Annotated in this window: 24 protein-coding genes and 1 pseudogene; 11 read left to right on the top strand and 14 right to left on the bottom strand. The window is 61.4% G+C overall.

Features of this window, described 5'->3' with window-relative positions; all coding sequences use genetic code 11:
• Positions 1-436: 436 nt before the first annotated feature.
• The 5 genes and pseudogenes from RNA01_RS24105 to gatB all read right to left on the bottom strand — a co-directional run.
• Positions 437-826, bottom strand: a pseudogene (locus RNA01_RS24105) (DUF2155 domain-containing protein); the annotation flags it as partial.
• Between the two features lie 135 nt (positions 827-961).
• Positions 962-1,360 carry an NADH:ubiquinone oxidoreductase subunit NDUFA12 gene (locus tag RNA01_RS16825; RefSeq protein ID WP_147181379.1) on the bottom strand — a complete coding sequence of 133 codons (399 nt, stop codon included), beginning with the start codon at positions 1,358-1,360 and terminating at the stop codon, positions 962-964.
• Between the two features lie 104 nt (positions 1,361-1,464).
• Positions 1,465-1,932, bottom strand: coding sequence for a GNAT family N-acetyltransferase (locus RNA01_RS16820; RefSeq protein ID WP_147181378.1), 468 nt, complete (start codon positions 1,930-1,932; stop codon positions 1,465-1,467).
• A gap of 287 nt (positions 1,933-2,219) precedes the next feature.
• A complete protein-coding gene (locus RNA01_RS16815; RefSeq protein WP_147181377.1) occupies positions 2,220-2,717 on the bottom strand; it encodes a GNAT family N-acetyltransferase in 498 nt (165 codons plus the stop codon).
• Positions 2,718-2,721: 4 nt separating this feature from the next.
• A complete protein-coding gene (gatB, locus tag RNA01_RS16810; protein ID WP_147181376.1) occupies positions 2,722-4,227 on the bottom strand; it encodes an Asp-tRNA(Asn)/Glu-tRNA(Gln) amidotransferase subunit GatB in 1,506 nt (501 codons plus the stop codon).
• Between the two features lie 137 nt (positions 4,228-4,364).
• Here gatB and RNA01_RS16805 point away from each other — a divergent pair, with 137 nt between their 5' ends.
• Positions 4,365-4,697, top strand: a complete 333-nt coding sequence (locus RNA01_RS16805) for a DUF1294 domain-containing protein (protein WP_147181375.1) — start codon at positions 4,365-4,367, stop codon at positions 4,695-4,697.
• Here RNA01_RS16805 and RNA01_RS16800 read toward each other — a convergent pair.
• The gene (locus RNA01_RS16800; protein ID WP_147181374.1) at positions 4,694-5,203 is read right to left on the bottom strand and encodes a GNAT family N-acetyltransferase; all 510 of its coding nucleotides are present in this window, start codon (positions 5,201-5,203) and stop codon (positions 4,694-4,696) included. The two genes, RNA01_RS16805 and RNA01_RS16800, sit on opposite strands and share 4 nt — an antisense overlap.
• Before the next feature lie 428 nt (positions 5,204-5,631).
• Here RNA01_RS16800 and RNA01_RS16795 point away from each other — a divergent pair, with 428 nt between their 5' ends.
• Together RNA01_RS16795 and RNA01_RS16790 are read left to right on the top strand one after the other, a co-directional pair.
• Positions 5,632-5,889: a YjhX family toxin gene (locus RNA01_RS16795; protein ID WP_147181373.1), complete on the top strand. Its 258-nt coding sequence runs from the start codon at positions 5,632-5,634 to the stop codon at positions 5,887-5,889.
• Between the two features lie 157 nt (positions 5,890-6,046).
• Positions 6,047-7,360, top strand: coding sequence for a mechanosensitive ion channel family protein (locus RNA01_RS16790; protein WP_284727880.1), 1,314 nt, complete (start codon positions 6,047-6,049; stop codon positions 7,358-7,360).
• An 82-nt stretch (positions 7,361-7,442) separates the two neighbouring features.
• Here the strand turns inward: RNA01_RS16790 and RNA01_RS16785 are convergent, their stop codons facing one another.
• From RNA01_RS16785 to RNA01_RS16770, 4 genes are all read right to left on the bottom strand, one after another.
• Positions 7,443-7,934, bottom strand: a complete 492-nt coding sequence (locus tag RNA01_RS16785) for a GNAT family N-acetyltransferase (RefSeq protein WP_235916703.1) — start codon at positions 7,932-7,934, stop codon at positions 7,443-7,445.
• Entirely contained in the window at positions 7,928-9,406 is a 1,479-nt protein-coding gene (gene gatA / locus RNA01_RS16780; protein WP_147181370.1) for an Asp-tRNA(Asn)/Glu-tRNA(Gln) amidotransferase subunit GatA, read from the bottom strand. Before gatA ends, RNA01_RS16785 begins: the two co-directional genes overlap by 7 nt.
• Positions 9,407-9,502: 96 nt before the next feature.
• Complete coding sequence (gatC, locus tag RNA01_RS16775; RefSeq protein ID WP_147181369.1) at positions 9,503-9,790, bottom strand: Asp-tRNA(Asn)/Glu-tRNA(Gln) amidotransferase subunit GatC; 288 nt, start codon at positions 9,788-9,790, stop codon at positions 9,503-9,505.
• A gap of 69 nt (positions 9,791-9,859) precedes the next feature.
• Positions 9,860-10,564, bottom strand: a complete 705-nt coding sequence (locus RNA01_RS16770; RefSeq protein ID WP_147181368.1) for a metal-dependent hydrolase — start codon at positions 10,562-10,564, stop codon at positions 9,860-9,862.
• A 205-nt stretch (positions 10,565-10,769) separates the two neighbouring features.
• Between RNA01_RS16770 and RNA01_RS16765 the strand changes: the two genes are divergently transcribed.
• Together RNA01_RS16765 and ruvX are read left to right on the top strand one after the other, a co-directional pair.
• Positions 10,770-11,072, top strand: a complete 303-nt coding sequence (locus RNA01_RS16765; protein ID WP_147181367.1) for an alkylphosphonate utilization protein — start codon at positions 10,770-10,772, stop codon at positions 11,070-11,072.
• Positions 11,073-11,090: 18 nt separating this feature from the next.
• Complete coding sequence (ruvX, locus tag RNA01_RS16760) at positions 11,091-11,588, top strand: Holliday junction resolvase RuvX (RefSeq protein WP_147181366.1); 498 nt, start codon at positions 11,091-11,093, stop codon at positions 11,586-11,588.
• Here the strand turns inward: ruvX and RNA01_RS16755 are convergent.
• The gene (locus tag RNA01_RS16755; RefSeq protein ID WP_147181365.1) at positions 11,522-11,857 is read right to left on the bottom strand and encodes a DUF6105 family protein; all 336 of its coding nucleotides are present in this window, start codon (positions 11,855-11,857) and stop codon (positions 11,522-11,524) included. The two genes, ruvX and RNA01_RS16755, sit on opposite strands and share 67 nt — an antisense overlap.
• The gene (locus RNA01_RS16750) at positions 11,854-12,036 is read right to left on the bottom strand and encodes a hypothetical protein (RefSeq protein ID WP_235916709.1); all 183 of its coding nucleotides are present in this window, start codon (positions 12,034-12,036) and stop codon (positions 11,854-11,856) included. The genes RNA01_RS16755 and RNA01_RS16750 overlap by 4 nt, the downstream gene beginning before the upstream one ends.
• 257 nt (positions 12,037-12,293) lie before the next feature.
• Between RNA01_RS16750 and RNA01_RS16745 the strand changes: the two genes are divergently transcribed.
• Complete coding sequence (locus RNA01_RS16745) at positions 12,294-13,229, top strand: AEC family transporter (protein WP_147181363.1); 936 nt, start codon at positions 12,294-12,296, stop codon at positions 13,227-13,229.
• Here RNA01_RS16745 and RNA01_RS16740 read toward each other — a convergent pair.
• The gene (locus RNA01_RS16740) at positions 13,211-14,863 is read right to left on the bottom strand and encodes an acyl-CoA dehydrogenase family protein (protein WP_147181362.1); all 1,653 of its coding nucleotides are present in this window, start codon (positions 14,861-14,863) and stop codon (positions 13,211-13,213) included. The two genes, RNA01_RS16745 and RNA01_RS16740, sit on opposite strands and share 19 nt — an antisense overlap.
• A 122-nt stretch (positions 14,864-14,985) precedes the next feature.
• Here RNA01_RS16740 and RNA01_RS16735 point away from each other — a divergent pair, with 122 nt between their 5' ends.
• From RNA01_RS16735 to dprA, 4 genes are read left to right on the top strand one after another with little or no spacing between them, the layout of a single operon-like run.
• Entirely contained in the window at positions 14,986-15,942 is a 957-nt protein-coding gene (locus RNA01_RS16735) for an aspartate carbamoyltransferase catalytic subunit (RefSeq protein ID WP_147181361.1), read from the top strand.
• Positions 15,939-17,228: a dihydroorotase gene (locus tag RNA01_RS16730; protein WP_147181360.1), complete on the top strand. Its 1,290-nt coding sequence runs from the start codon at positions 15,939-15,941 to the stop codon at positions 17,226-17,228. The genes RNA01_RS16735 and RNA01_RS16730 overlap by 4 nt, the downstream gene beginning before the upstream one ends.
• 21 nt (positions 17,229-17,249) lie before the next feature.
• Positions 17,250-17,867 (top strand): glycerol-3-phosphate 1-O-acyltransferase PlsY, encoded by a 618-nt coding sequence (gene plsY / locus RNA01_RS16725; protein WP_147181359.1) that lies wholly within the window; start codon positions 17,250-17,252, stop codon positions 17,865-17,867.
• A gap of 4 nt (positions 17,868-17,871) precedes the next feature.
• Positions 17,872-19,020: a DNA-processing protein DprA gene (gene dprA / locus RNA01_RS16720; protein WP_147181358.1), complete on the top strand. Its 1,149-nt coding sequence runs from the start codon at positions 17,872-17,874 to the stop codon at positions 19,018-19,020.
• On the opposite strand, the gene RNA01_RS16715 is transcribed toward dprA, so the two are convergent.
• On the bottom strand, positions 18,973-19,200 hold the full coding sequence (locus RNA01_RS16715) for a hypothetical protein (protein WP_147181357.1): 228 nt from the start codon (positions 19,198-19,200) through the stop codon (positions 18,973-18,975). The genes dprA and RNA01_RS16715 overlap by 48 nt on opposite strands.
• A gap of 242 nt (positions 19,201-19,442) precedes the next feature.
• On the opposite strand from RNA01_RS16715, the gene topA reads away from it, so the two are divergent.
• Positions 19,443-22,130 carry a type I DNA topoisomerase gene (topA, locus tag RNA01_RS16710; RefSeq protein ID WP_147181356.1) on the top strand — a complete coding sequence of 896 codons (2,688 nt, stop codon included), beginning with the start codon at positions 19,443-19,445 and terminating at the stop codon, positions 22,128-22,130.
• Positions 22,131-22,139: the final 9 nt, after the last annotated feature.

Here is a 22,139-nt window from a genome sequence, read left to right as displayed (position 1 = left end):
TCAAGCACCGCGTCTCATTGCCTCGTGCGGATGATACGAACTGCAGAAATATGTGATTTAATTGGCCTTTGCGCGCTTTCTGGAAAAGGCAGTGGCGGCGCCGAACGTCGCCTTCGTCTACCGCACCATTCGGCTCATGACTTCAGAACAGCCCCACACTTCCCGGCTTTATCACCGGTGCCGGCGGTTTAGGCTGCTCCTGCGGCACGTCTTCGCCCCCTTCGGGGAGGCCGAGCGGCGGCACGCCGTTGCCGGTCACATCCTCCGGTATTTCTCGCGGCGCATCAAGTTCGGGCACGGCGACAGGCGCTGTCCCGGCAGGGGCAGCTTGATCCTGCCCGCCGGTCGACTTGGGTTGCCCATTTTCGGCAGGTTGCGGCGTCTCGGCCGGCTTCCGGGACTCACTGACAGGCACAGGAGCAGGATGAGCAGCCTTGGCGCCCTTTGGGGCAGGCACATCGGAAGATTGCTTGCAGCCCGTCAACCAGACATCATAGATCGCATGTTCGACAGCGTTGAGCGCCGGGCTGGCGGCGAACATCCAACCGGAAAAGATGCGGCGGATCTTGCGGTCGAGGGTGATTTCGTCGACCTCGACAAACGCGTCGATCTTTTGCGCCTCCGTCTCGTCACGCGAATAGCAAACCCGCGGTGTGACCTGAAGAGCCCCAAACTGAACCGTCTCATCGATATAGACGTCGAAGGAGGTGATGCGGCCGGTGATCTTGTCGATGCCCGCGAACTCGGCAACCGGATTGGCGATCCGCTCGGCATGTACCGGAGTCACCCCAACCAAGGTGCCTATGGATGCGACCAGAGCCGCCATGCCCATTACAGCAAAGGTTGAGCCATGCCCGATACGCTTCATGTCTGCCATTCTCCAGCCTTCAAATCCATGAGCACTTCTTTCAGCGCGGGCGCCGATAGAGGCCCTAGATCCGAAATGTGGCCAAATCGGGTATCAGTTACCGGGGGTCCAGGCGTCGTAGTCGCCAGTAACGGTAGGACGCTCGCCGGGCACGGCGATAGAGCCCGGGGGACGGTAGGCCTTCGGCGTGCCCGTGGCATTGGCGCGATGCGGCTTCTGCCATTCCGCAGCCTTGTAGTCTTCCTTGGACGGTGGAACATCCGTGCGGTGGTGCATCCAGCCGTGCCAGCCGGCCGGAATGCTCGAGGCGTCGGCATAGCCCTTGTAGATGACCCAGCGGCGCGGCAGACCGAAGGTGGTGGTGCCGCCTTCGTAATAGATGTTGCCGAACTCGTCTTCGCCAACCTTTGTGCCCTTGCGCCAGGTAAAGAAACGCGTGCCCATGGTCTGACCGTTCCACCAGGTGAAAAGTTCCAACAGAAGCTGCTTCATGTCTCGTCCTTGGCTCCGGGCCGTTACGGCCACCGGCTTGTCATCGTCTTCCGCTTATGCCGCCTCGGGGGGCGATTGTCCAGTGATTCGCCGCGCCGCGGCATTCATTTCAGCTTGTACTTGAAGCCAAAATGACTCTTGGCGAAGCCAAGGCGTTCGTAAAAGCGATGCGCATCGGTGCGCTTAGCATTCGAGGTCAATTGGACCTGACGCAGGCCGAGCCTCCTGGCCTCATCAAGGCAGAAGCCGATCATCGCGCTGCCGATACCCTGCCCCCTGTAATCGGGGCTCGTATGCACCGCCTCGATAATCATCGAGGTGGATCCCCGGCCAGACAAGGTCGTCGTCAACAGTGTCTGGAAGGTCCCGACCACTACGCCGTCGCGCTCGGCGACGTAGAGTGTCTCGCGCGGCGTCTGTTGCAGCGTCCGGAAGGCATCCAGATAGTCCGCATAGGCAGCCGCGTCGGTCGTATCACAGTGGCCGCCGACATCATCCGACGCCAGAATCGCCACTATGGCCTGCACGTCGTCTTCGCGGGCCTGGCGGATGGCGATGGTCGACGCCTGCATAGTTTACCCCTCCGCGCGTTGCTCATGGCGAGGTTTAGGGCGAATTCAGGAGGACAGTATGACAGCGAGAGGGTTTTGCACGACTATTTTCGTGATCGCACTCACGACCGTCGGCACGCGTCAGCGTCGACATCTTCATGCAGCCGCCGGAACGGTCGCACCGGGCACGAATACCGCTGTGGCAGGGACACGAGAAAACGGATTGGCGCGGTAAAGGTTGCCCGCGACAATATCAGGTGGCCTTATCTGATTGAATGCGCTCCAGTGCTGAATGACGAAGATGGCAGTCAGCCGAGCCGTTTTTCCATGACGATGGCCGGCAAACCGCTGTCCGGCCCGCCACAGCTCGTCGTGCGGTCGACCTCGACGAAGCCGTGCTCCTGATAAAAGGCAACCGCCGCCGTGTTGCGCGGCTCGACCTCGAGCCGCATGATCTCGGCATCGGGAAAGCAGGTCTCAAGCTCGGCGAAGAGATCGCGGCCGATGCCCATGCGCTGGCACGAGGGCCTGACATAGAGCTGGTGCAGGAAGGCGGTCTTGGCCATCTTCGTCGACATGGCCGCATAGGCCATGCCGCCGAGCTGTCTGCCGTCGTCCGCCACGAGGAACTCGCCGCCCTTCTTGGCGATTCGGGCGTTTAGCGCCGGCAGCGAATGCCAGGCGTCGACCAGCTCGCGCACCTTCGCCTCGCCGTAGAACGGGTCATAGGTGGCGTGGAAGGTCTCCGACAGCAGGGTGCGGAGCGCTTCCACATCCTGCGGGCCGGCGGTGCGGACGAAGAACAACGTTTTATTCCTCGACGATGCCGAGCTTGGCCTTGACCAGCGCCTGCACGGCCTGGGGGTTGGCCTTGCCGCCGGTCGCCTTCATCACCTGGCCGACGAACCAGCCGGCCAGCGTCGGCTTGGCCAGAACCTTGGCGACCTGATCCGGATTGGCGGCAATGATCTCGTCGACAGCCTTTTCGATCGCGCCGGTGTCGGTCACCTGCTTCATGCCGCGGGTTTCGACGATTTCGGCCGGGTCTCCGCCCTCGTTGAAGACGATTTCGAACAGGTCCTTGGCGATCTTGCCAGAGATGGTCTCGGCCTTGATGAGGTCGATAATGCCGCCAAGCTGGGCGGGAGAGACAGGAGTCGTTTCAATGGCTTTGCCGGCTTTGTTCAAGGCACCCAGCAGGTCGTTGATGACCCAGTTGGCAGCCGTTTTGCCATCGCGGCCCTCGGCCACCGCCTCGAAATAGTCAGCGATCGCCTTTTCCGAGACAAGCACAGACGCGTCGTAAACCGAGAGGCCGAGATCGGCCACGAAGCGGGCTTTCTTGTCGTCCGGCAGTTCCGGCAGGTCCTTCCTCAGCGCCTCGACGAAGGCGTCATCGAATTCGAGCGGAAGAAGGTCCGGGTCAGGGAAGTAGCGATAGTCATGCGCATCTTCCTTGGAGCGCATCGAACGCGTCTCGCCCTTGCCCGGATCGAACAGGCGGGTTTCCTGATCGATCGAACCCCCGTCTTCCAGGATGGCGATCTGGCGGCGCGCCTCGTATTCGATCGCCTGGCCGATGAAGCGGATCGAGTTGACGTTCTTGATCTCGCAACGCGTACCGAATTCTCCGCCGGGCTTGCGCACCGAAACGTTGACATCGGCGCGCATCGAACCTTCGTCCATGTTGCCGTCGCAGGTGCCGAGATAGCGCACAATCGAGCGAAGCTTGGTCATATAGGCCTTGGCTTCGTCGGAGGAGCGCATGTCGGGCTTTGACACGATTTCCATCAGCGCCACGCCTGACCGGTTCAGGTCGACGTAAGACATGGTCGGATGCTGGTCGTGCATCGACTTGCCGGCATCCTGTTCCAGATGCAAGCGCTCGATTCCAATCTCGATGTCCTCAAAGTTGCCCTGACGGTCGGGGCCGAGCGAGATGATGATCTTGCCCTCACCGACAATCGGATCCTTGAACTGCGAGATCTGGTAGCCCTGCGGCAGGTCCGGATAGAAGTAGTTCTTGCGGTCAAAGATCGAGCGATTGTTGATCTGCGCCTTCAGGCCGAGACCGGTGCGCACCGCTTGAGCGACGCATTCCTCGTTGATCACCGGCAGCATGCCGGGCATGGCGGCATCGACCAGCGAGACGTTGGCGTTAGGCGCATTACCGAAGGTCGTCGAGGCACCGGAAAACAGCTTTGACTGGCTCGTCACCTGGGCGTGAACTTCCATGCCGATGACGATTTCCCAGTCGCCGGTGGCACCGGGAATGAAGCGTTTCGGATCGGGCGTGCGCGTGTCAACTAGGGTCATCGGATGCTCGTGTCATGCGTGGATTTTTCAAGCTCGTGAGGTAGAACAAATGCGGCGGTGGCGCAAGGCGTGAGGTCACGCACGGCCGGCGGCGGCGCTCACAAAGCGTTAAATGGCAGCTGGTAAACTCTTGCGGAATGACCTCCGCAGATATGCTCATGCTTGCGGCCATTGCCGCGCTCTACAATGTGATCGTTTTCTGCGTGTACGCTTGGGACAAGCTGGCGGCGCGGAAGGGTGACTGGCGCGTGCGGGAATCCAGCCTGCTCTGGCTCGCCATGCTCGGCGGCGGAATCGGCGCCCTTCTCGCCCAGCGACTGCTGCGCCACAAAACACGAAAGCCGCCCTTCAAGGTCGTACTTCCGGCACTGTTTGTCGTGCAGATCCTCATGGCGACGGCAGCGCTTTTCGGAATGGAAAACGTCCTCGCCGTCCTCCAGACCCTTATTCCGTCCGTGGCCGCGACCTAGAACTCCTGGCCGTAGCCGGGAACGACCGGCGCGGCCAGTTGCTTCGACAAACCAACCGACTGGACGTCGCGATCGAGCTTCGGATTATAAGCGATGGTCAGCCAATGGACGGAATAGCCGCGCTTTTCAAAGAAATGCACCGCCTCCTCGTTCCTCGCATGGGTCTGAAGGCTCGCCTTGTCAAACCCCTGACGAAGGATCTCCTTCTCAAGCTCCTCGAGCAAAGCGGTGCCCAACCCCATCCCCTGAAATTCCGGATCAATCCAGAAGTCGGTGATGTCTTCGTCAAGCTCCTCGCGCGCCGCCCATCCGGCGGGCTGGCCGTTCAATTCGATCACCGAGATCGTCAACCATCCGGAACTTGTGAAGTTGCGGAAAGCCGCCCGGGCGTTCTCGACCATGGCCTTTGTCTCGCCGACCGGGATCATCGCCTTTTCCCAGGCGCGAAAGCCAATGTCGGCGAGTAGTTGCGCCTCGTCGCGGCGCGCATTGCGTATGGTGATCATCGGCCTCTCATCCTTCAATGGCAGTAGACCATCGGACCGGCGGTTTTTCCAGCCTGCCACCGACCGCCACAAGTGAATTACATATTCCCTCTTGTTTTCATAGGCTTGCATCCAGATGCCTGAATCAGGCCGGGCATATCGGATCACCAATTACCGACAAAACCTTGCTGTGACCGATTCGACACGCGCCCGGAGAGGACGTGATGCCGCAGCGCGCACCGCTTGACCTGAAGGCCCGATGCACCCATTTTGGGGATGTAACCAATGGAGTGTGGATGTTCGGTTCGTCCGAGACCCGGTAAAGGCCCCTGCCCGCGATCATCCTGATCCGCGCGCTCGGGCCCGAAAAAAAGCGAAGCCCCGACGCCCTTGCGGCGCCGGTATCGTTTTTGTGCGCTCGCCTCAGAGCGCTTATCCGGATCGACACCATGGACATTTCCCGCGCCGAACAGCGCATCCTTCACCTGCTCGCCCAGGGCGGGCGCATCGAACTCACCCGTGACGAAAATCGAAAGATCGAGAAGATCCAGCTCTTCACCCGCGAAGGCTGGGTGTTCGGTGGCCTGGACATCATCGCCTTCCGCAAGCTGAAGCAAAAGAAGGCTATCAAATCCTCCGGAGGCCGCCCTTACCGCATCACCGAACGCGGACTGGTGCTGGTAAGAGCACAGCCAGACAACCGGTAGACAACCTGTGGACGCGTGCGCTCGCGCGCGTCCACCACGCCCTCAATGCCGCTCTCCAGCTATTTTTCTTGTCACAAGCGCCAATTCCGCGAAAGTGTAGCCCGGTGAGAGAAGACAACCGAGGCGTCCCGACGCCGAAGGTGCCTGGAGAATGCCTTTGGATTTCCAAGTATTCATCAACAAGGCCCATGACGGGCTCAACGCCCTCATGCTCAATCGCTGGGGTGCCTACCAGATCGCGATCATGGCGGCGGGCTATCTGATCGCCGTATTCCTGGCCAGACGGATCGAGCCGACGCTTGAGGCACGCGCCAGAGAGATCAACAGCAATCCCGACCTGCTGCGGATTATCGTCGCCTTCATGCGACGACTGAAGTGGCTGTTCCTCATCATATGGCTTTGGGCCGCGACCGTCATCATGCGCCACCTCACCTGGCCAAGCCACTCCTGGCTCCTGTCCATGGTGCTGACACTTGTCACGGCATGGTTTGTCGTCGCCGTGCTGACCCGGCTGATCCGCAACAGGACCATCGCGCTGTTCGTGGCGACTGTCACCTGGGGTTCCATCGCCCTATACATACTCGGCTTCGACCATGCCTTCATGTCGGCGCTCGATTCTCTGGCGCTGAACATCGGGTCGGTGCGTCTGTCGCTGTTCTCGGCTTTCAAGGGGTTGGCCGTTATCACCGCCCTGATATGGACAGCTGTGCTACTCGGCAACGTCATCGTAAACCGGGTGGATCGGCTTGACGATATATCACCCGCCTTCCGAGTGTTGCTGGGCAAGCTCATCAAGATCGCGCTGATCCTTCTCGCTTGCGCCATTGCCCTGTCGGCCACCGGCATCGACCTCACGGCTCTGACCGTCTTTTCCGGCGCGATTGGTGTCGGCATCGGTTTCGGCCTGCAGAAAGTCATGTCGAACTTCATCTCCGGCATCATCATCATCATCGACAAGTCGATCAAACCGGGCGACACGATTTCGCTTGGCGATACTTTTGGCTGGATTCGTGAACTTCGTGCGCGCTTCGTCTCGGTCATCACCCGCGACGGACGCGAATACCTAATCCCTAATGAGGACTTCATCACCCAGCAGGTGATCAACTGGTCATTCTCGAGCGAATATGTGCGTATCGACGTGGATTTCGGCGTTGCTTATACGAGCGATCCGCATGAGGTGACGCGCATTGCCATAAAAACCGCGAAGGGGATTGACCGCGTTACGGATTATCGGGCGCCGGTTTGCTGGATGACGGCATTCGGCGCCTCCTCGCTCGATTTCAAGCTGCGCTTCTGGATTTCGGATCCGGCCAACGGACTGACCAATGTACGCGGCCAAGTCCTGCTGGCGTTATGGGACGCCTTCCAGGAAGCGGGTATCAACATCCCGTTCCCGCACCGCGAGGTGATCATGAAGACGCCGGTGGAGGTCAATATCCATCGCGAACAGATGGCGAAGATAAAGGAGTAACTGCGCGCGACGGTATCGCACCTACCGCCAGGTTGCCAACGTGAACTTGCCGGTGCCCGGTTCGATAACGCAGGTTGTCCTGTCAGCGCAGCGACTTTGCCAGATGCACCTTTTCAAGACTTACACCGAGACTACTATCAAACTGTTCGCCTCGCCAGAATACCTCGAATCCATGACGCTCGTAGGTTTGAATAGCCTTGAAATTGGAGGCGCGCGTGTCAATCCGTGCCGCTGCACACCCCTCGCCAAGAATGTGATCCACGAGGCACATCAGCAGCGCTGACCCAACGCCTTGCCCCTGAAAGTCTGGATCGACCCATATGTCGGAGATATAGTTGGGCTCGTCTTCCCGCGCTGCCCATCCGACCACGCGACTACCAAACTCGGCCACGACGACATCCCCCTTAGCGGTAGCGGGATAGCTGAAAAAGGCACTCCGCGCGGCCTCGACGACATCCGACTGATCAAATGCCGGTTCCCCCTCGCCGCTGGATCTCCATGCGGCAAAGCCAATCCGGCCGACCGCCTCGTAATCAGCGGCCGTCAGCTTTCTGATTGTCAGTCTGCCTACCACCACTTCGCCGGCGTGAACTTACCGGCGGCCTGTTCAATGACGTGGGCGGTCTTGAACAGCGTGCTCTCCTCGAACGGACGGCCGATCAACTGCAGGCCGAGCGGCAGGCCCTTGGCGTCGAGGCCGGCGGGAACCGACAGGCCCGGCAGGCCGGCCATGTTGACCGTCACGGTGAAGATGTCTTGCATGTACATCGCCACCGGGTCGGCGGCCAGCGCCTCGTCGCCGATGGCGAAGGCCGAAGACGGGGTTGCCGGGGTCAGAATGGCATCGACATCGTTGAAAGCCAGTTCGAAATCCCGCTTGATCAGCGTCCGAACTTTCTGCGCCTGCAGGTAATAGGCGTCGTAGTAGCCTGCCGAAAGCACGTAGGTGCCGATCATGATGCGGCGCTTGACCTCTGCGCCGAAACCGGCGGCGCGGGTCTTTTCATACATATCGGCAATGTCCTTGCCATCGACGCGCAAGCCGTAGCGCACGCCGTCGTAACGGGCGAGGTTCGACGAGGCTTCGGCCGGCGCTACGATGTAATAGGCCGGCAGCGCGTATTTGGTATGCGGCAGGGAGATGTCGACGATCTCGGCGCCGGCGTCCTTCAGCCAGGCAATGCCCTGACTCCAGAGCTTCTCGATTTCATCCGACATGCCATCGACGCGGTATTCCTTGGGAATGCCGATACGCATGCCCTTGAGCGACTGACCAAGCGAGGCTTCGTAGTCCGGGACCGGCAGGTCCACGGAGGTCGTGTCCTTGGCGTCCACGCTTGCCATCGATTTCAGCAGAATGGCCGTGTCGCGCACGTCGCGGGCGATCGGGCCTGCCTGATCGAGCGACGACGCGAAAGCGACGACGCCCCAGCGCGAGCAGCGGCCATAGGTCGGCTTGATGCCGACTGTACCGGTCAATGCGGCTGGCTGGCGGATCGAGCCGCCGGTGTCGGTGGCGGTGGCGCCGGCGCACAGATGCGCCGCAACGGCTGCGGCTGAACCGCCGGACGAACCGCCCGGCACGAGCTGCGCATTTGAGCCGCTCGCCTTCCACGGGTTGATGACAGGTCCGTAATGCGAGGTCTCGTTGGACGAACCCATAGCGAATTCATCCATGTTCAGTTTGCCAAGCATGATGGCGCCGTCGTCCCAAAGGTTCTGCGTGACGGTCGATTCGTACTTTGGCTTGAAGCGGTTCAGGATGGCCGAGCAGGCCTGGGTGTGGACGTCGCGAGTGGAAAACAGGTCCTTGATCCCGAGCGGGATGCCCTCAAGCGCACCCGCCTTGCCTTCGGCGATCCGCGCGTCGGAGGCCTTGGCCATGTCGCGCGCCTTGTCGCCCGTCACCGTCACATAGGCGTTGATCACGTCATTGGCGGCCTCGATCGCCCCGATATAGGCGTCCGTCAGTTCGACGGCCGTAATCTCCTTCGCCGCCAGTTTGGCGCGGGCTTCGGCAATGGTGAGGCTGGTCAGTTCGCTCATGATGTCGGTTCACTTCAGAAAATCGGCGCTTGGCGCAAGCGCAGCTAAATCGGGATCGGCGGGGCGGAACGGCAAAGGCGGCGGGCGCCCTTGCCTTTACTCGACCACCTTCGGCACCAGGAAGAAATTGCGATCGGTTTCCGGCGCATTGGCGACGATGTCGTCGGCGATATTGCCGTCGTTAACCACATCCTTGCGCTTCTTCATCGCCATCGGCATAACCGAAGTCATCGGCTCGACGCCGGTCACATCAACCTCGGACAGTTGCGCGACGAAGCCGAGAATCCCATTGAGCTCGCCCATCATCCGCTCGGCTTCTTCTTCGCTCAGAGCGATGCGGGCCAGATGCGCGACGCGCTTGACGGTCTTGAGATCAACGGACATCGGTATTCTCCAGGTCTTCTGTTTCCTTCGCTATAATCGCCGCAAAGCTGCGGCGCAACGGGGGATTTGTCAGACGTCCACGCTATCGCCAGCCGCGGGTGTAATGACCCGGGTGCGGGTTCCTTCCATGCCGAGCACGAATTTCTCCGGGGTCTGGTCGATGATGCCGAAGGAACCGTAGTGGCAGGGGATCGCCATCTTGAAATCGAAGAAACGCTGGCAGGCGAGTGCCGCCACCGCGCCGCCCATGGTGAAGCGGTCGCCGATCGGCACAAGGCCGATGTCCGGCTGGTGCAACTCGTGGATCAGCTTCATGTCGGAGAATATGTCGGTATCGCCCATGTGCAGCAACGAGGCGTCGCCTTCGATATGCAGCATCAGCCCATTGGCATTGCCGAGCGCATGGGAGACGCCGTCTTCGGTGATCTGCGCCGACGAATGCAGGGCATTGGTGAAGGTGACGCTGAAACCGTCAAAGGCGATCGTGCCGCCGGTGTTGCCAGCCTCAATCTTGGCGACGCCCCTGGAACCAAGCCAGGCGGCGAGATCGGCATTGGCCAGAACCGTGGCCCCGGTCTCCTCGGCGAGCCTCACCGTATCTCCGACATGGTCGCCGTGGCCATGTGTCAGGAGAATATGGGTGACGCCAGAGGCGCTTTCCTTGGCATCAAGCCCGGCAAAGGCCGGATTTCCTGTGAAAAATGGGTCGATCAGGATGCTCGCCTTGGCGGTATCGAGGCGAAATGCGGAATGGCCGAGCCAAGTGATCTTCATGGTGGTCTCCCTTCGGTGTGTTGCCGGGAATATATGCGAAGTCGTGTCGTCGGCAACCGTGTTCGTCCCGAAACGGCGGGGCCATCGTGTTGCACCTTGGCCGGGGGTAAGATAAGCCGCAACTTCCGGCCCAAGGACCGACAAGGCCGCCCATATCGCTCCGGACGTCCGGCCGAGTATAAACGCTTACGACAGGGAGACCAGAATGGCCGCAGATGACGAATATGTATACGACGAAGCAACCGGCGAATGGCGCCCGGCTTCGGAAGTGGCAGCAGCTGCCGCCAATGGCCAGCCGATCACCAAGGATTCTGCCGGCAATGTTCTGGCAGACGGAGATTCCGTCACGCTCATCAAGGACCTGAAGGTCAAGGGCGCCAACACGACCCTGAAGCAAGGGACCGTGATCAAGTCGATTCGGCTGACAGAAGATCCCGAGGAGATCGACTGCCGCCACGACACCATCAAGGGGCTTGTCCTGCGCACCGAGTTCGTGCGCAAGCGCTAAAGACACGGAGGCTGCCGCATGTCGACGCTTACCATCGAAGAACTCGCGGACATGCTGCAGCCGAACCAGCCGGTCGCCGGACTGGATCTCGGCACCAAGACCATCGGCCTATCCATGTCGGATCTCGGCCGGCGGTTCGCAACACCCCGAACGGTCATCAAACGCGTTAAGTTCACCAAGGATGCCGAGACGCTGCTGACCTTCGCCGCAAAGGAGAAGGTCGCCGCCTTCGTCATCGGACTGCCGATGAACATGGACGGTTCGGCCGGGCCGCGTGTGCAGGCGACCCGCGCCTTCGTCCGCTCTATGACGGAAAAAACGGACATCCCCTTCGTCTACTGGGACGAGCGGCTATCGACGGTCGCTGCCGAACGGGCCTTGCTGGAAATGGATGTATCACGGGCGAAACGCAGCGAACGGATCGATTCCGCCGCCGCGAGCTTCATTCTTCAGGGCGCCTTGGACAGGCTGTCGGCCCTTGGAACCGGCGCAGGCCGTAATTCCGAAGAGGTCTGACGCGCCGCCCACCAGGCCGCGATCTTCTTGCGACGGCGGAAAGCGATGATGGAGAAGACCATCAGGCTGTCGAACACGATGGCGCGAGCCACAAGTGGGGGGATCGTTTCCGGCGGCAAGCCGAGCGCATTGCCATAGACCGCAAAAACCAGCTCATGCGCCTGCCGTGTCAACATGAAGAAGCCGAAGTTCATGTCGTAATAGGAAAGCCCGTACCAGCTGCCGAGCAGCACGATCGGCATTCCCCACAAGACCAGAAACACCTTCATGCGGGCCTCCCCTTCCGATACTGAAGCAGCCAGGCGGAGGCCATTCGAGACTCAGGCCGAGGCTCGGGCCAGCACTGCACCAGCCAGTTCGATGCCGCCATCATGCTGAGCACCACGGCCGGAACCGCGATGTCGAGCGCCAGGCCGGCAAAGAACGCCGCCATGGCGGTTGTCAACATCACCCTTGCCATTCCGGTTCCCATCACCACCGTCCCGATTCATCTGCTTTGTTCCCCGAGAAACTGGCCCGTTGACCGTCCGGTCGCAATGTAAACCCTTTGTTAAGGTTAACGGGCATTGGGGATAACCCAAGGCAAAGCCGTGCCACAACTCCAACCAACCAAGCGCTGACTGCGTGTCGAGCGATTGCCTCAACCGGCCGCGCCCTGTTAGTCAACGTCGTACAATTCTCCGACGCATCCCACGAAAGTCGATCATGCTGCCGATTCTTGAGAGCATTCTGCCGATATTCCTGCTCGTTCTTTTGGGGGTACTCCTCAAACGTTGGCCGCTGATCAATGAAAACCTGTGGGGCGGGCTGGAGCAGCTTGGCTATTACGTGCTCTTCCCTGCCCTTCTGTTCGAAACGCTCTCGCGCGCCGACTTCTCGACCATGGACATGGGCGCCGTCAGCGTGGTGGCATTGCTTTCCGTGGGGATCATGTCGGCGCTTGTGCTGGCACTGTGGCGTCCGCTAAACCGGCTGGGTCTCGAAGGACCGGCCTTCACCTCGATCTTTCAGACCGCCACCCGTTGGAACGGCTTCATGGCGCTTGCCATCGCCGACAAGCTCTCCGGCCCGGTCGGGCTGACCATCGTCGCCGTCATCATGGCGACCATCATCATTCCGCTCAATGTCCTCAATGTCGGCGTTATGATCTGGTTTTCCGGCAATGGGCGGTCGTTACGCGACTTCGTGCTGAAAATCGTCTCGAACCCGATCATTCTCGGCGCGGCAAGCGGCGTGGTGGTCAATGTCGCCGGCATTCCGGTCTACGAACCGCTGATGACGGCCGTCGATCTCGTCGCCCGGTCCTCGCTCGGCCTCGGGCTACTCATGGTCGGGGCAGGGCTAAGAATCATGGATGCCTTGCGACCGCACCCGAACGTCCTCATCGGAACGGCGCTCAAACTCCTGGTGTTTCCTGCGGTGATGACGAGTGTTGCCGTCCTGTTCGGTGTCGAGGGAGAAGTGCTGGCGATGCTGGCACTCAGCGCGGCGGTGCCGACGGCAATGAACGGCTATCTTCTCGCCAAGCAGATGGGCGGCGACGCCCCGCTTTACGCGGCAACGGCGACCGTACAGACGATCGCCGCTGTCTTCACCATTCCTATCGTCCTCTATCTCGTCGGTCAGCTCGCCGCCGGATAGAGCAGGTCGAGGACGTAACGCGCATCAAACCGGGCGTCGAGTACGCCATAGGTGTGACGCCAGCCGCCGGCGAGGCGCGATTCCAGGAAGGCGTCAGCGATCTTGCCGGCGCCCAGCTTGTAGAGTTCGGCGGCAGCGGCGGCGAGCGCCAATTGCTCGATCAGCAGACGGGCGGCCCCCTCGTCACGCTCGGCAAGAGCGGTTGCGGCGCGCAAGACCTCGACCGTCTTCTTGCCGGAAACACCGAGATCGCGCTCGAGGCCGGCAAAGATCGTCTCGAACAGATCCTTGCCACGACTCAGAACCCGCAGCAGATCGAGCGCCATAACATTGCCGGAGCCCTCCCAGATCGCGTTGACCGGGGCCTCGCGATAGTGCCGGGCGATCGGACGCTCCTCAATGTAGCCGCTGCCTCCGATGCACTCCATGGCCTCATAGATAAGAGATGGAGCGATCTTGCAGACCCAGTATTTGACCACCGGAGTCATTACCCGGGCATAGGCGGCGTCAACCGGGTTTTCGCGGGCTCGATCGAAACTGTCGGCCAACCTGAAGGCGAGCGCTGTCGCGGCCGCAACGTCGAGCGCCATGTCGGCAAGCACGCGCGTCATGATCGGCTGGTCGATCAGTTTCTTGCCGAAGACCGAGCGACCGCGCACGTGATGCACGGCTTCGGCCATCGAGGCACGCATGATGCCGGCCGAAGCAAGCGCGCAATCGAGGCGCGTCAACGTCACCATATCGAGGATGGTGTGAATTCCGTCGCCCGGTGTGCCGAGCAGGAAACCGAAAGTGTCAGAAAACTCGACCTCGGAGGAGGCATTCGAGCGATTGCCTATCTTGTCCTTGAGGCGCTGGAACTCCAAGCCGTTAGCCGAACCGTCCTCAAGCAGGCGCGGCACCAGGAAGCACCCCATACCGTCCTTGGTCTGGGCGAGCATGACGAAGGCATCGCTCATCGGCGCAGACATGAACCACTTGTGGCCGGACAGGCGATAAATCCCCTCGCCCACGCGCTCGCCCGACGAAATATTGGCGCGCACATCCGTGCCACCCTGCTTTTCCGTCATGCCCATGCCGATCGTCACCGCGGTCTTCTGCATGGCAGGCTTGTTGGACGAATCGTATTTGCGTGACAGGATCTTCGGCGCCCACTCCTTCTGCACATGCGGCGAGGCGACGAGGGCTGCAACCGAGGCGCTGGTCATGGTCAGAGGGCAAAGATGCCCGCATTCGAGCTGCGCGGTCAGGAAGAAGCGAACGGCGCGGGCCAGATGCTCGTGTCCGCGGGCGTCCGGCTGATTCTCCCATACCGACGAATGAAGCCCGACCGACATCGACCGGCGCATCAGGGCATGCCATGCCGGATGAAACTCGACGACGTCCAGCCGCTCGCCGCGAACCCCATGGGTGCGCAATTGCGGTGGGCTCTGGTTCGCCATACGCGCCAGTTCCTGTGCCTCGTGCGAGGTCACATACTTGCCGATGACATCGTATTCTTCGCGCAGGCCACGCGAAAGACCGGCACTCAGGTCTACCACCAGCGGATCGGAGCGATAGGCATTGATACCGGACCAGGGCTTGGGCTGGTTCAGTTCGGCGAGTTTTTCTTCAGTCCGGTTCATTGGGGTCATGCCGATCCTCTAGCGGAAATCGATTCGTTTTACATGGGGACCGCGCTTCTATCCACACTGCATGTGCTTGCCCCCCGGCCCCGGCTTCTTTATAGACCGCGTGACATCTCAGGAGGACGTCCATGGTCTTCTTTCCCCATCGCCATCTCATCGGCATCAAAGGCCTGACCGAGCAGGATATTACCTATCTGCTCGATAAGGCGGACGAAGCCGTCAAAATCAGCCGTCAGCGGGAGAAGAAAACCTCCACGCTGCGCGGTCTCACACAGATCAATCTTTTTTTCGAGGCATCGACCCGAACGCAATCCTCGTTCGAGCTGGCCGGAAAACGACTCGGCGCCGACGTAATGAACATGTCGGTCGGCAATTCGTCGGTGAAGAAGGGCGAGACGCTCATCGACACCGCGATGACGTTGAACGCCATGCGGCCGGACGTGCTGGTGGTGCGCCATTCGTCGGCTGGTGCCGCCGCACTGCTCGCCCAGAAGGTCGCCTGTTCGGTGGTCAACGCCGGCGACGGTCAGCACGAGCACCCTACCCAGGCCCTGCTCGACGCGCTGACGATCCGGCGCGCCAAGGGCAAATTGTCGCGCATCATCGTGGCGATCTGCGGTGACGTGCTGCATTCGCGCGTCGCGCGCTCCAACATCCTTCTGCTGAACGCCATGGGTGCGCGGGTCAGGGTCGTCGCGCCCGCGACGCTCCTGCCGAGGGGCATTGCCGACATGGGCGTGGAGGTCTTCCATGACATGAAGGAAGGCCTGAAGGGCGCCGATGTGGTGATGATGCTGCGGTTGCAGCGCGAGCGCATGTCCGGCGCCTTCGTGCCATCGGTGCGGGAATATTTCCACTTCTGGGGACTCGACGCCGAAAAGCTCAAGGTGGCCAAAGAGGACGCGCTCGTCATGCATCCGGGCCCGATGAACCGCGGCGTGGAAATCGCCTCGGAAGTGGCCGATGGCCCGCAGAGCGTGATCGAACAACAGGTGGAAATGGGGGTCGCTGTGCGCATGGCCGTCATGGAGACCCTGCTGGTCTCGCAAAACCAGGGTCCGCGTAGCGAAGGAATGGGCGCATGAACCGGCCTCTCGTCCTGAAGAATGTCCGCATCGTCGATCCGTCGCGCCAGCTCGACACGGTCGCCACCATCATTGTCGGCGAAGACGGTCGCGTGCTGGCGGCCGGCGCCGATGCGCAGAACCAGGGTGCGCCGGATGGTGCCGAGGTTCGCGATTGCTTCGGTCTGACCGCCATACCGGGTCTGGTCGATGCCCGCGTCTTCGTTGGTGAACCGGGCGCAGAGCACCGCGAGACGATCGCTTCGGCAAGTCGCGCGGCGGCGGCTGGCGGCATTACCTCCTTTATCATGATGCCGGACACAGATCCGGTGATAGACGACATTGCGCTGGTCGAATTCGTCAAGAAGACGGCGCGCGACGCGGCGATGGTCAACGTCTATCCGGCAGCGGCCCTCACCAAGAGGCTCGCCGGCGAGGAGATGACCGAGATCGGACTCCTGCAGAACGCCGGTGCCGTGGCCTTCACCAATGGCCGGCATGGATTGTCCGACAGCCAGCTGCTGCGACGGGTCATGACCTATGCGCGCGAGTTCGACGCCGTGATAGATCTTGAGCCGCGGGAAAAATACCTGGGCAACGGCGTGATGAACGAAGGGCTGTTCGCCAGCTGGCTCGGCCTGTCGGGCGTGCCGCGAGAGGCCGAAATCATCCCGCTGGAGCGCGATCTCAGGATCGCCGGCCTAACGCGGGCCAAATTTCATGCCGCGAAGATCTCGGTGCCTGAATCGGCGGAAGCGATCCGGTTGGCACGCGGGCGCGGCGCGAAGGTCACTTGCGGCATATCGATCAACCATCTGGCGCTGAACGAGAACGACATCGGCGAGTATCGGACCTTCTTCAAGCTCACGCCTCCACTGCGCGCCGAAGATGACCGCATGGCCATGGTCCAGGCGATTGCCGACGGCACCGTCGACATCATCGTCTCGTCGCACGATCCGCAGGACGTCGATACCAAGCGTCTGCCCTTTGCCGATGCGGCGGACGGAGCGGTCGGGCTCGAGACCCTTCTGTCAGCCGCCCTTCGCCTGCATCACAATGGCCATGTGCCGCTGATGCGGCTGATCGATGCCATGTCGACCCGGCCGGCCGAAATCTTCGGGCTCGAAGCCGGTTCTCTCCGGCCCGGTTCAAAGGCCGACATCACGCTGATCGACCTTGACGAGCCGTGGCTCGTTTCAAAAGAATTGCTCCTGTCGCGGTCGAAGAACACACCGTTCGAGGACGCACGGTTCTCGGGCCGGGCCGTTGCGACCTATGTCGCCGGCAAGTGCGTGCATTCTCTGTAAGACAGCCAAAGGGGGAGCTAAATGGCCAGCACCAGTTTTCTTGCAATAGGTTGGCCAGCGCTGATCGCCGTGCTGAGCCTCGGCTATCTGCTGGGCTCGATCCCGTTCGGCCTGCTGCTCACCCGCATGGCCGGCCATGGTGACCTGCGCTTGATCGGCTCGGGCAATATCGGCGCGACCAACGTTCTGCGCACCGGAAACAAGAAACTGGCAGCCGCGACCCTTCTACTCGACGCGCTGAAGGCGACCGCCGCCGCTGTGACCGCCCAGGCCATATTCGGTGGGAATGCCGGCTTGCTCGCTGGGTTTGCCGCCTTCATCGGCCACCTTTTTCCGATCTGGCTCGGGTTCAAGGGCGGCAAGGGCGTGGCGACCTATATCGGCACCCTGCTCGGCGTCGCGCCGCTGATGGTCCCTGTCTTCGCCGTGGTCTGGCTGACGCTGGCTTTCGTGACCCGCTACTCCTCACTGTCCGCTCTGGTTGCAACCCTTGTCATTCCGGTTGTGTTGTGGATACTGGGCATCCGTGACGCGGCCCTGGTCACAGCCGTGATGACGGCCGTCACCTACTGGCGGCACAAGGCCAATATCGAACGGCTGATCGCCGGAACCGAAAGCAAGATCGGCAAAAAGGGATGAGGTCATGCCGGAGGCAAGCGCAGGTCGAACCGGAATTGCGCTGACCGACCGGCAGAGAATCAACTGGCTCAGACTGATCCGCAGCGACAATGTAGGCCCCGCGACCTTTCGCGATCTCATCAATCATTTCGGCACGGCGGAAACCGCCCTTGCCATGCTACCGGAGCTCTCCCGGCGCGGTGGATCGACGCGCGCCATCCGGATCGCCACCGAGGCCGAAGCCGAGCAGGAACTGGAGACGGCCGCCCGCTTCGGCGCGTGCTTCCTCGGCATAGGCGAGCCCGACTACCCACTGGCCTTGCGACAGATCGACGGCGCGCCGCCGCTCCTTGCGGTGAAAGGCGACCTTTCGGCGGCAAGTATGCCGGCCGTCGGCGTCGTCGGCTCACGCAATGCCTCGATCAGTGGGGCGAAATTCGCCGCCCTGATGGCCCGCGACATTGGCCGGGCCGGTTATGCGATCATTTCAGGTCTCGCCCGCGGCATCGACACGGCCGCTCATCGAGCCAGTCTGGAGACCGGCACGATCGCCGCCATGGCAGGCGGACTCGACAAGCCCTACCCACCGGAAAATACCGACCTCCTGCACGAGATCTGTGACGGGCGGGGGCTGGCGATCTCGGAGATGCCATTCGGCTGGGAGGCCCGCGCCCGCGACTTCCCTCGCCGTAATCGGCTGATCGCCGGCGTCGCCCTCGGGGTGGTCGTCATCGAAGCGGCGGCGCGCTCGGGCTCTCTGATCACAGCGCGGCTCGCCGGCGATTACGGCCGGCTCGTCTTTGCTGTCCCCGGATCGCCCCTTGATCCGCGCTGCGAAGGCACCAATGGACTGCTGAAGGATGGAGCAACCGTCACCACGCGGCCGGACGATGTCTTGCAGGCGCTGGCCCCGCTCTCCCGGATTGATATCTTCTCCGGCCACGAGGCGAAGGAACCAGGCGACGAGGACCGTTCGCTGGCCTTGCCACCAAGCGACAGCGATCGTTCCCGCATCACCGATGCGCTTGGTCCGACACCGGTCGAGATCGACGACATTGTCAGACATACCGGGCTTGCGCCGGCCGCAGTCTATCTCATACTCCTCGAACTGGACATAGCCGGACGACTACTGCGGCATCCGGGAGGGCTTGTCTCCATTGCCATGATGGATTGACAGCGCGCGACGCCCCATCTGCAGGTCTCCCGCCTCGACATAGGCCATTTCGATCAGGTAACAGAGCATTTCCGCCCCCTCACTCTCGGCAACCGCGCGCAACTCGCCGAGCATCTGCCGTATGAAGGCTATGTTTTCCCGCGTGCGCGACTCGTTACCGCCCATCGTTTTCACGACCATGCTTTCCATCCAGATTTGTCGCGCAATGCGACTGCAACCCAATTACGAAAACGATAGGGCCATTTATTTTAAATTGCAATAACTCGCAACTCTATCAAAGGTTGCACTACGTTGCAGCCAGCAGAAAATACGCCTTCCCCCTTGACCGCGGCCGAATCCCCCTCCATGTCGGGGAACCGGTTTTCGGGACCACGCCGCCGTCGGCCCTGAGGGACGCCCTTTCCGCAGTACAGAGAAACGCAATGGATGTCGTAGTCGTAGAATCCCCGGCCAAGGCCAAGACGATCAACAAGTATCTGGGTTCCGGGTACAAGGTGCTCGCATCCTTCGGGCATGTGCGCGATTTGCCGGCCAAGGACGGTTCGGTCCGCCCGGACGACGACTTTGCCATGGACTGGGAAGTCGACAGCGCGTCGGCCAAGAGGATGAAAGAGATATCCGACGCCATGAAGGGCGCCGACGGCCTCATCCTCGCGACCGACCCGGATCGTGAAGGTGAAGCGATCTCCTGGCACGTCCTTGATCTGTTGAAAAAGAAAAAGGTGATCGGCGACAAGCCCGTCAAGCGCGTCGTCTTCAACGCCATCACCAAGAAGGCCGTGCTCGACGCGATGGCCAACCCGCGCGATATCGACGGTGCGCTGGTCGACGCCTATCTGGCTCGCCGTGCTCTCGATTACCTTGTCGGCTTCAACCTTTCGCCGGTGCTGTGGCGCAAGCTGCCGGGCGCCCGCTCGGCCGGTCGTGTCCAGTCGGTGGCGCTGCGGCTCGTCTGCGACCGTGAGGACGAAATCGAACGCTTCGTCGCCGAGGAATACTGGAACATCTCTGCGCTGCTGAAGACGCCGCGTGGTGATGATTTCGAGGCGAAGCTCGTCTCGCATCTCGGCAAGCGCATCCAGCGCAATTCGGTGACCAATGGCGAACAGGCCAACGGCATCAAGACACTGCTCGAAGGCGCGAAATATGTCGTCGACAGCGTCGAGGCCAAACCCGTCAAACGCAATCCCGGCCCGCCCTTCACCACCTCGACGCTGCAACAGGCGGCCTCCTCGAAACTCGGTTTCTCGGCGTCCCGCACGATGCAGGTCGCCCAGAGACTTTATGAAGGCATAGACATCGGCGGCGAGACGGTCGGTCTCATTACCTATATGCGTACCGACGGCGTGCAGATGGCACCGGAGGCGATCGACGCGGCGCGCGCCGCCGTCGCCGATCAGTTCGGTCCTCGTTACGTGCCGGAGAAGCCGCGTTTCTACTCGACCAAAGCGAAAAACGCCCAGGAAGCCCACGAGGCGATCCGCCCGACCGACTTCAACCGTTCGCCCGACAAGGTGCGCCGCTTCCTCGACGCCGACCAACTGCGTCTTTACGACCTGATCTGGAAACGCGGCATCGCCAGCCAGATGGCGTCGGCCGAGATCGAACGGACAACGGTCGAGATCCTCGCCGACAATAATGGCGATAAGGCTGGCCTGCGTGCCGTCGGCTCGGTTATCCGCTTCGACGGCTTCATCGCCGCCTATACCGACCAGAAGGAAGAAGGCGAACCGAGCGAGGACGGCGACGACGAGGGCCGCCTGCCGGAGATCAATGCGCGTGAGGCGCTCGCCAAGCAGAAGATCAACGCCAGCCAGCACTTTACCGAACCGCCACCGCGCTATTCGGAAGCGACGCTTATCAAGAAGATGGAAGAACTCGGCATCGGCCGCCCCTCGACCTACGCCGCGACCCTGAAGACCCTGAGCGACCGCGAATATGTCACGATGGACAAGCGCAAGCTGATTCCCCATTCCAAGGGGCGGCTGGTGACTGCCTTTCTCGAGAATTTCTTCACGCGCTATGTCGAGTACGATTTCACGGCTGACCTTGAGGAAAAGCTTGACCAGATCTCCGCCGGAGAGTTGAACTGGAAGGACGTCCTGCGCGAGTTCTGGACGAGTTTCTTCGCCCAGATCGAGGTCACCAAGGAACTGCGCGTCACCAATGTGCTCGACGCGCTGAACGAGGCTCTGGCTCCGCTCGTCTTTCCCAAGCGCGAGGACGGCTCCGACCCGCGCATCTGCCAGGTTTGCGGCACCGGTAACCTGTCGCTCAAGCTCGGCAAGTACGGCGCCTTCGTCGGCTGCTCGAACTATCCAGAATGCAATTACACACGCCAGCTCTCCTCCGAAGGCGGTGCGGATGCGGAGGCGTCCGGTTCCAACGAACCGAAGGCACTGGGCAAGGACCCGGCAACCGACGAGGAAATCACCCTGCGCAGCGGCCGCTTCGGCCCCTATGTCCAGCGCGGCGAAGGCAAGGAGGCCAAGCGTTCGTCCCTGCCCAAGGGCTGGACACCAGCAACAGTGGATTTCGAAAAGGCGCTATCGCTTCTTGCGCTGCCGCGCGAGGTCGGCCCACACCCCGAGACCGGCAAGATGATTACGGCCGGCCTCGGTCGCTACGGACCGTTCGTCCTGCACGACGGCACTTATGCCAATCTGGAAAGCATTGAAGACGTGTTCTCGATCGGCCTCAACCGTGCCGTCGCTGTATTGGCGGAAAAGCAGAGCAAGGGGCCTGGTCGCGGGCGGGCTGCCGCCGTGGCGCTCAAGGAAATGGGGGAACATCCGGACGGCGGTGCGATTACTGTTCGCGATGGCAAATACGGACCCTATATTAATTGGGGCAAGGTCAATGCCACGCTGCCGAAGGGCAAGGATCCGCAATCGGTGACGATGGAAGAGGCACTCGCCCTGATCGCCGAGAAGGCGGGCAAGAGCGGGACCAAGAAGACGGCGGCAAAGAAGGCGCCGGCCAAGGCCACCGCGAAACCCAAGGCAACCAAGGCAAAGGCTGCGGACGCTGATGCGGACAAGACCAAGCCAAAGAAAACAACCGCTGCCAAGCCGAAGGCCAAGGCGGCACCGAAAGCGAAAAAGAGTTAGAATTGAGCA

Source organism: Paenirhizobium naphthalenivorans (assembly GCF_007992095.1).
GTDB lineage: Bacteria > Pseudomonadota > Alphaproteobacteria > Rhizobiales > Rhizobiaceae > Allorhizobium > Allorhizobium naphthalenivorans.
This window is presented reverse-complemented; position numbering and strand designations above follow the sequence as displayed.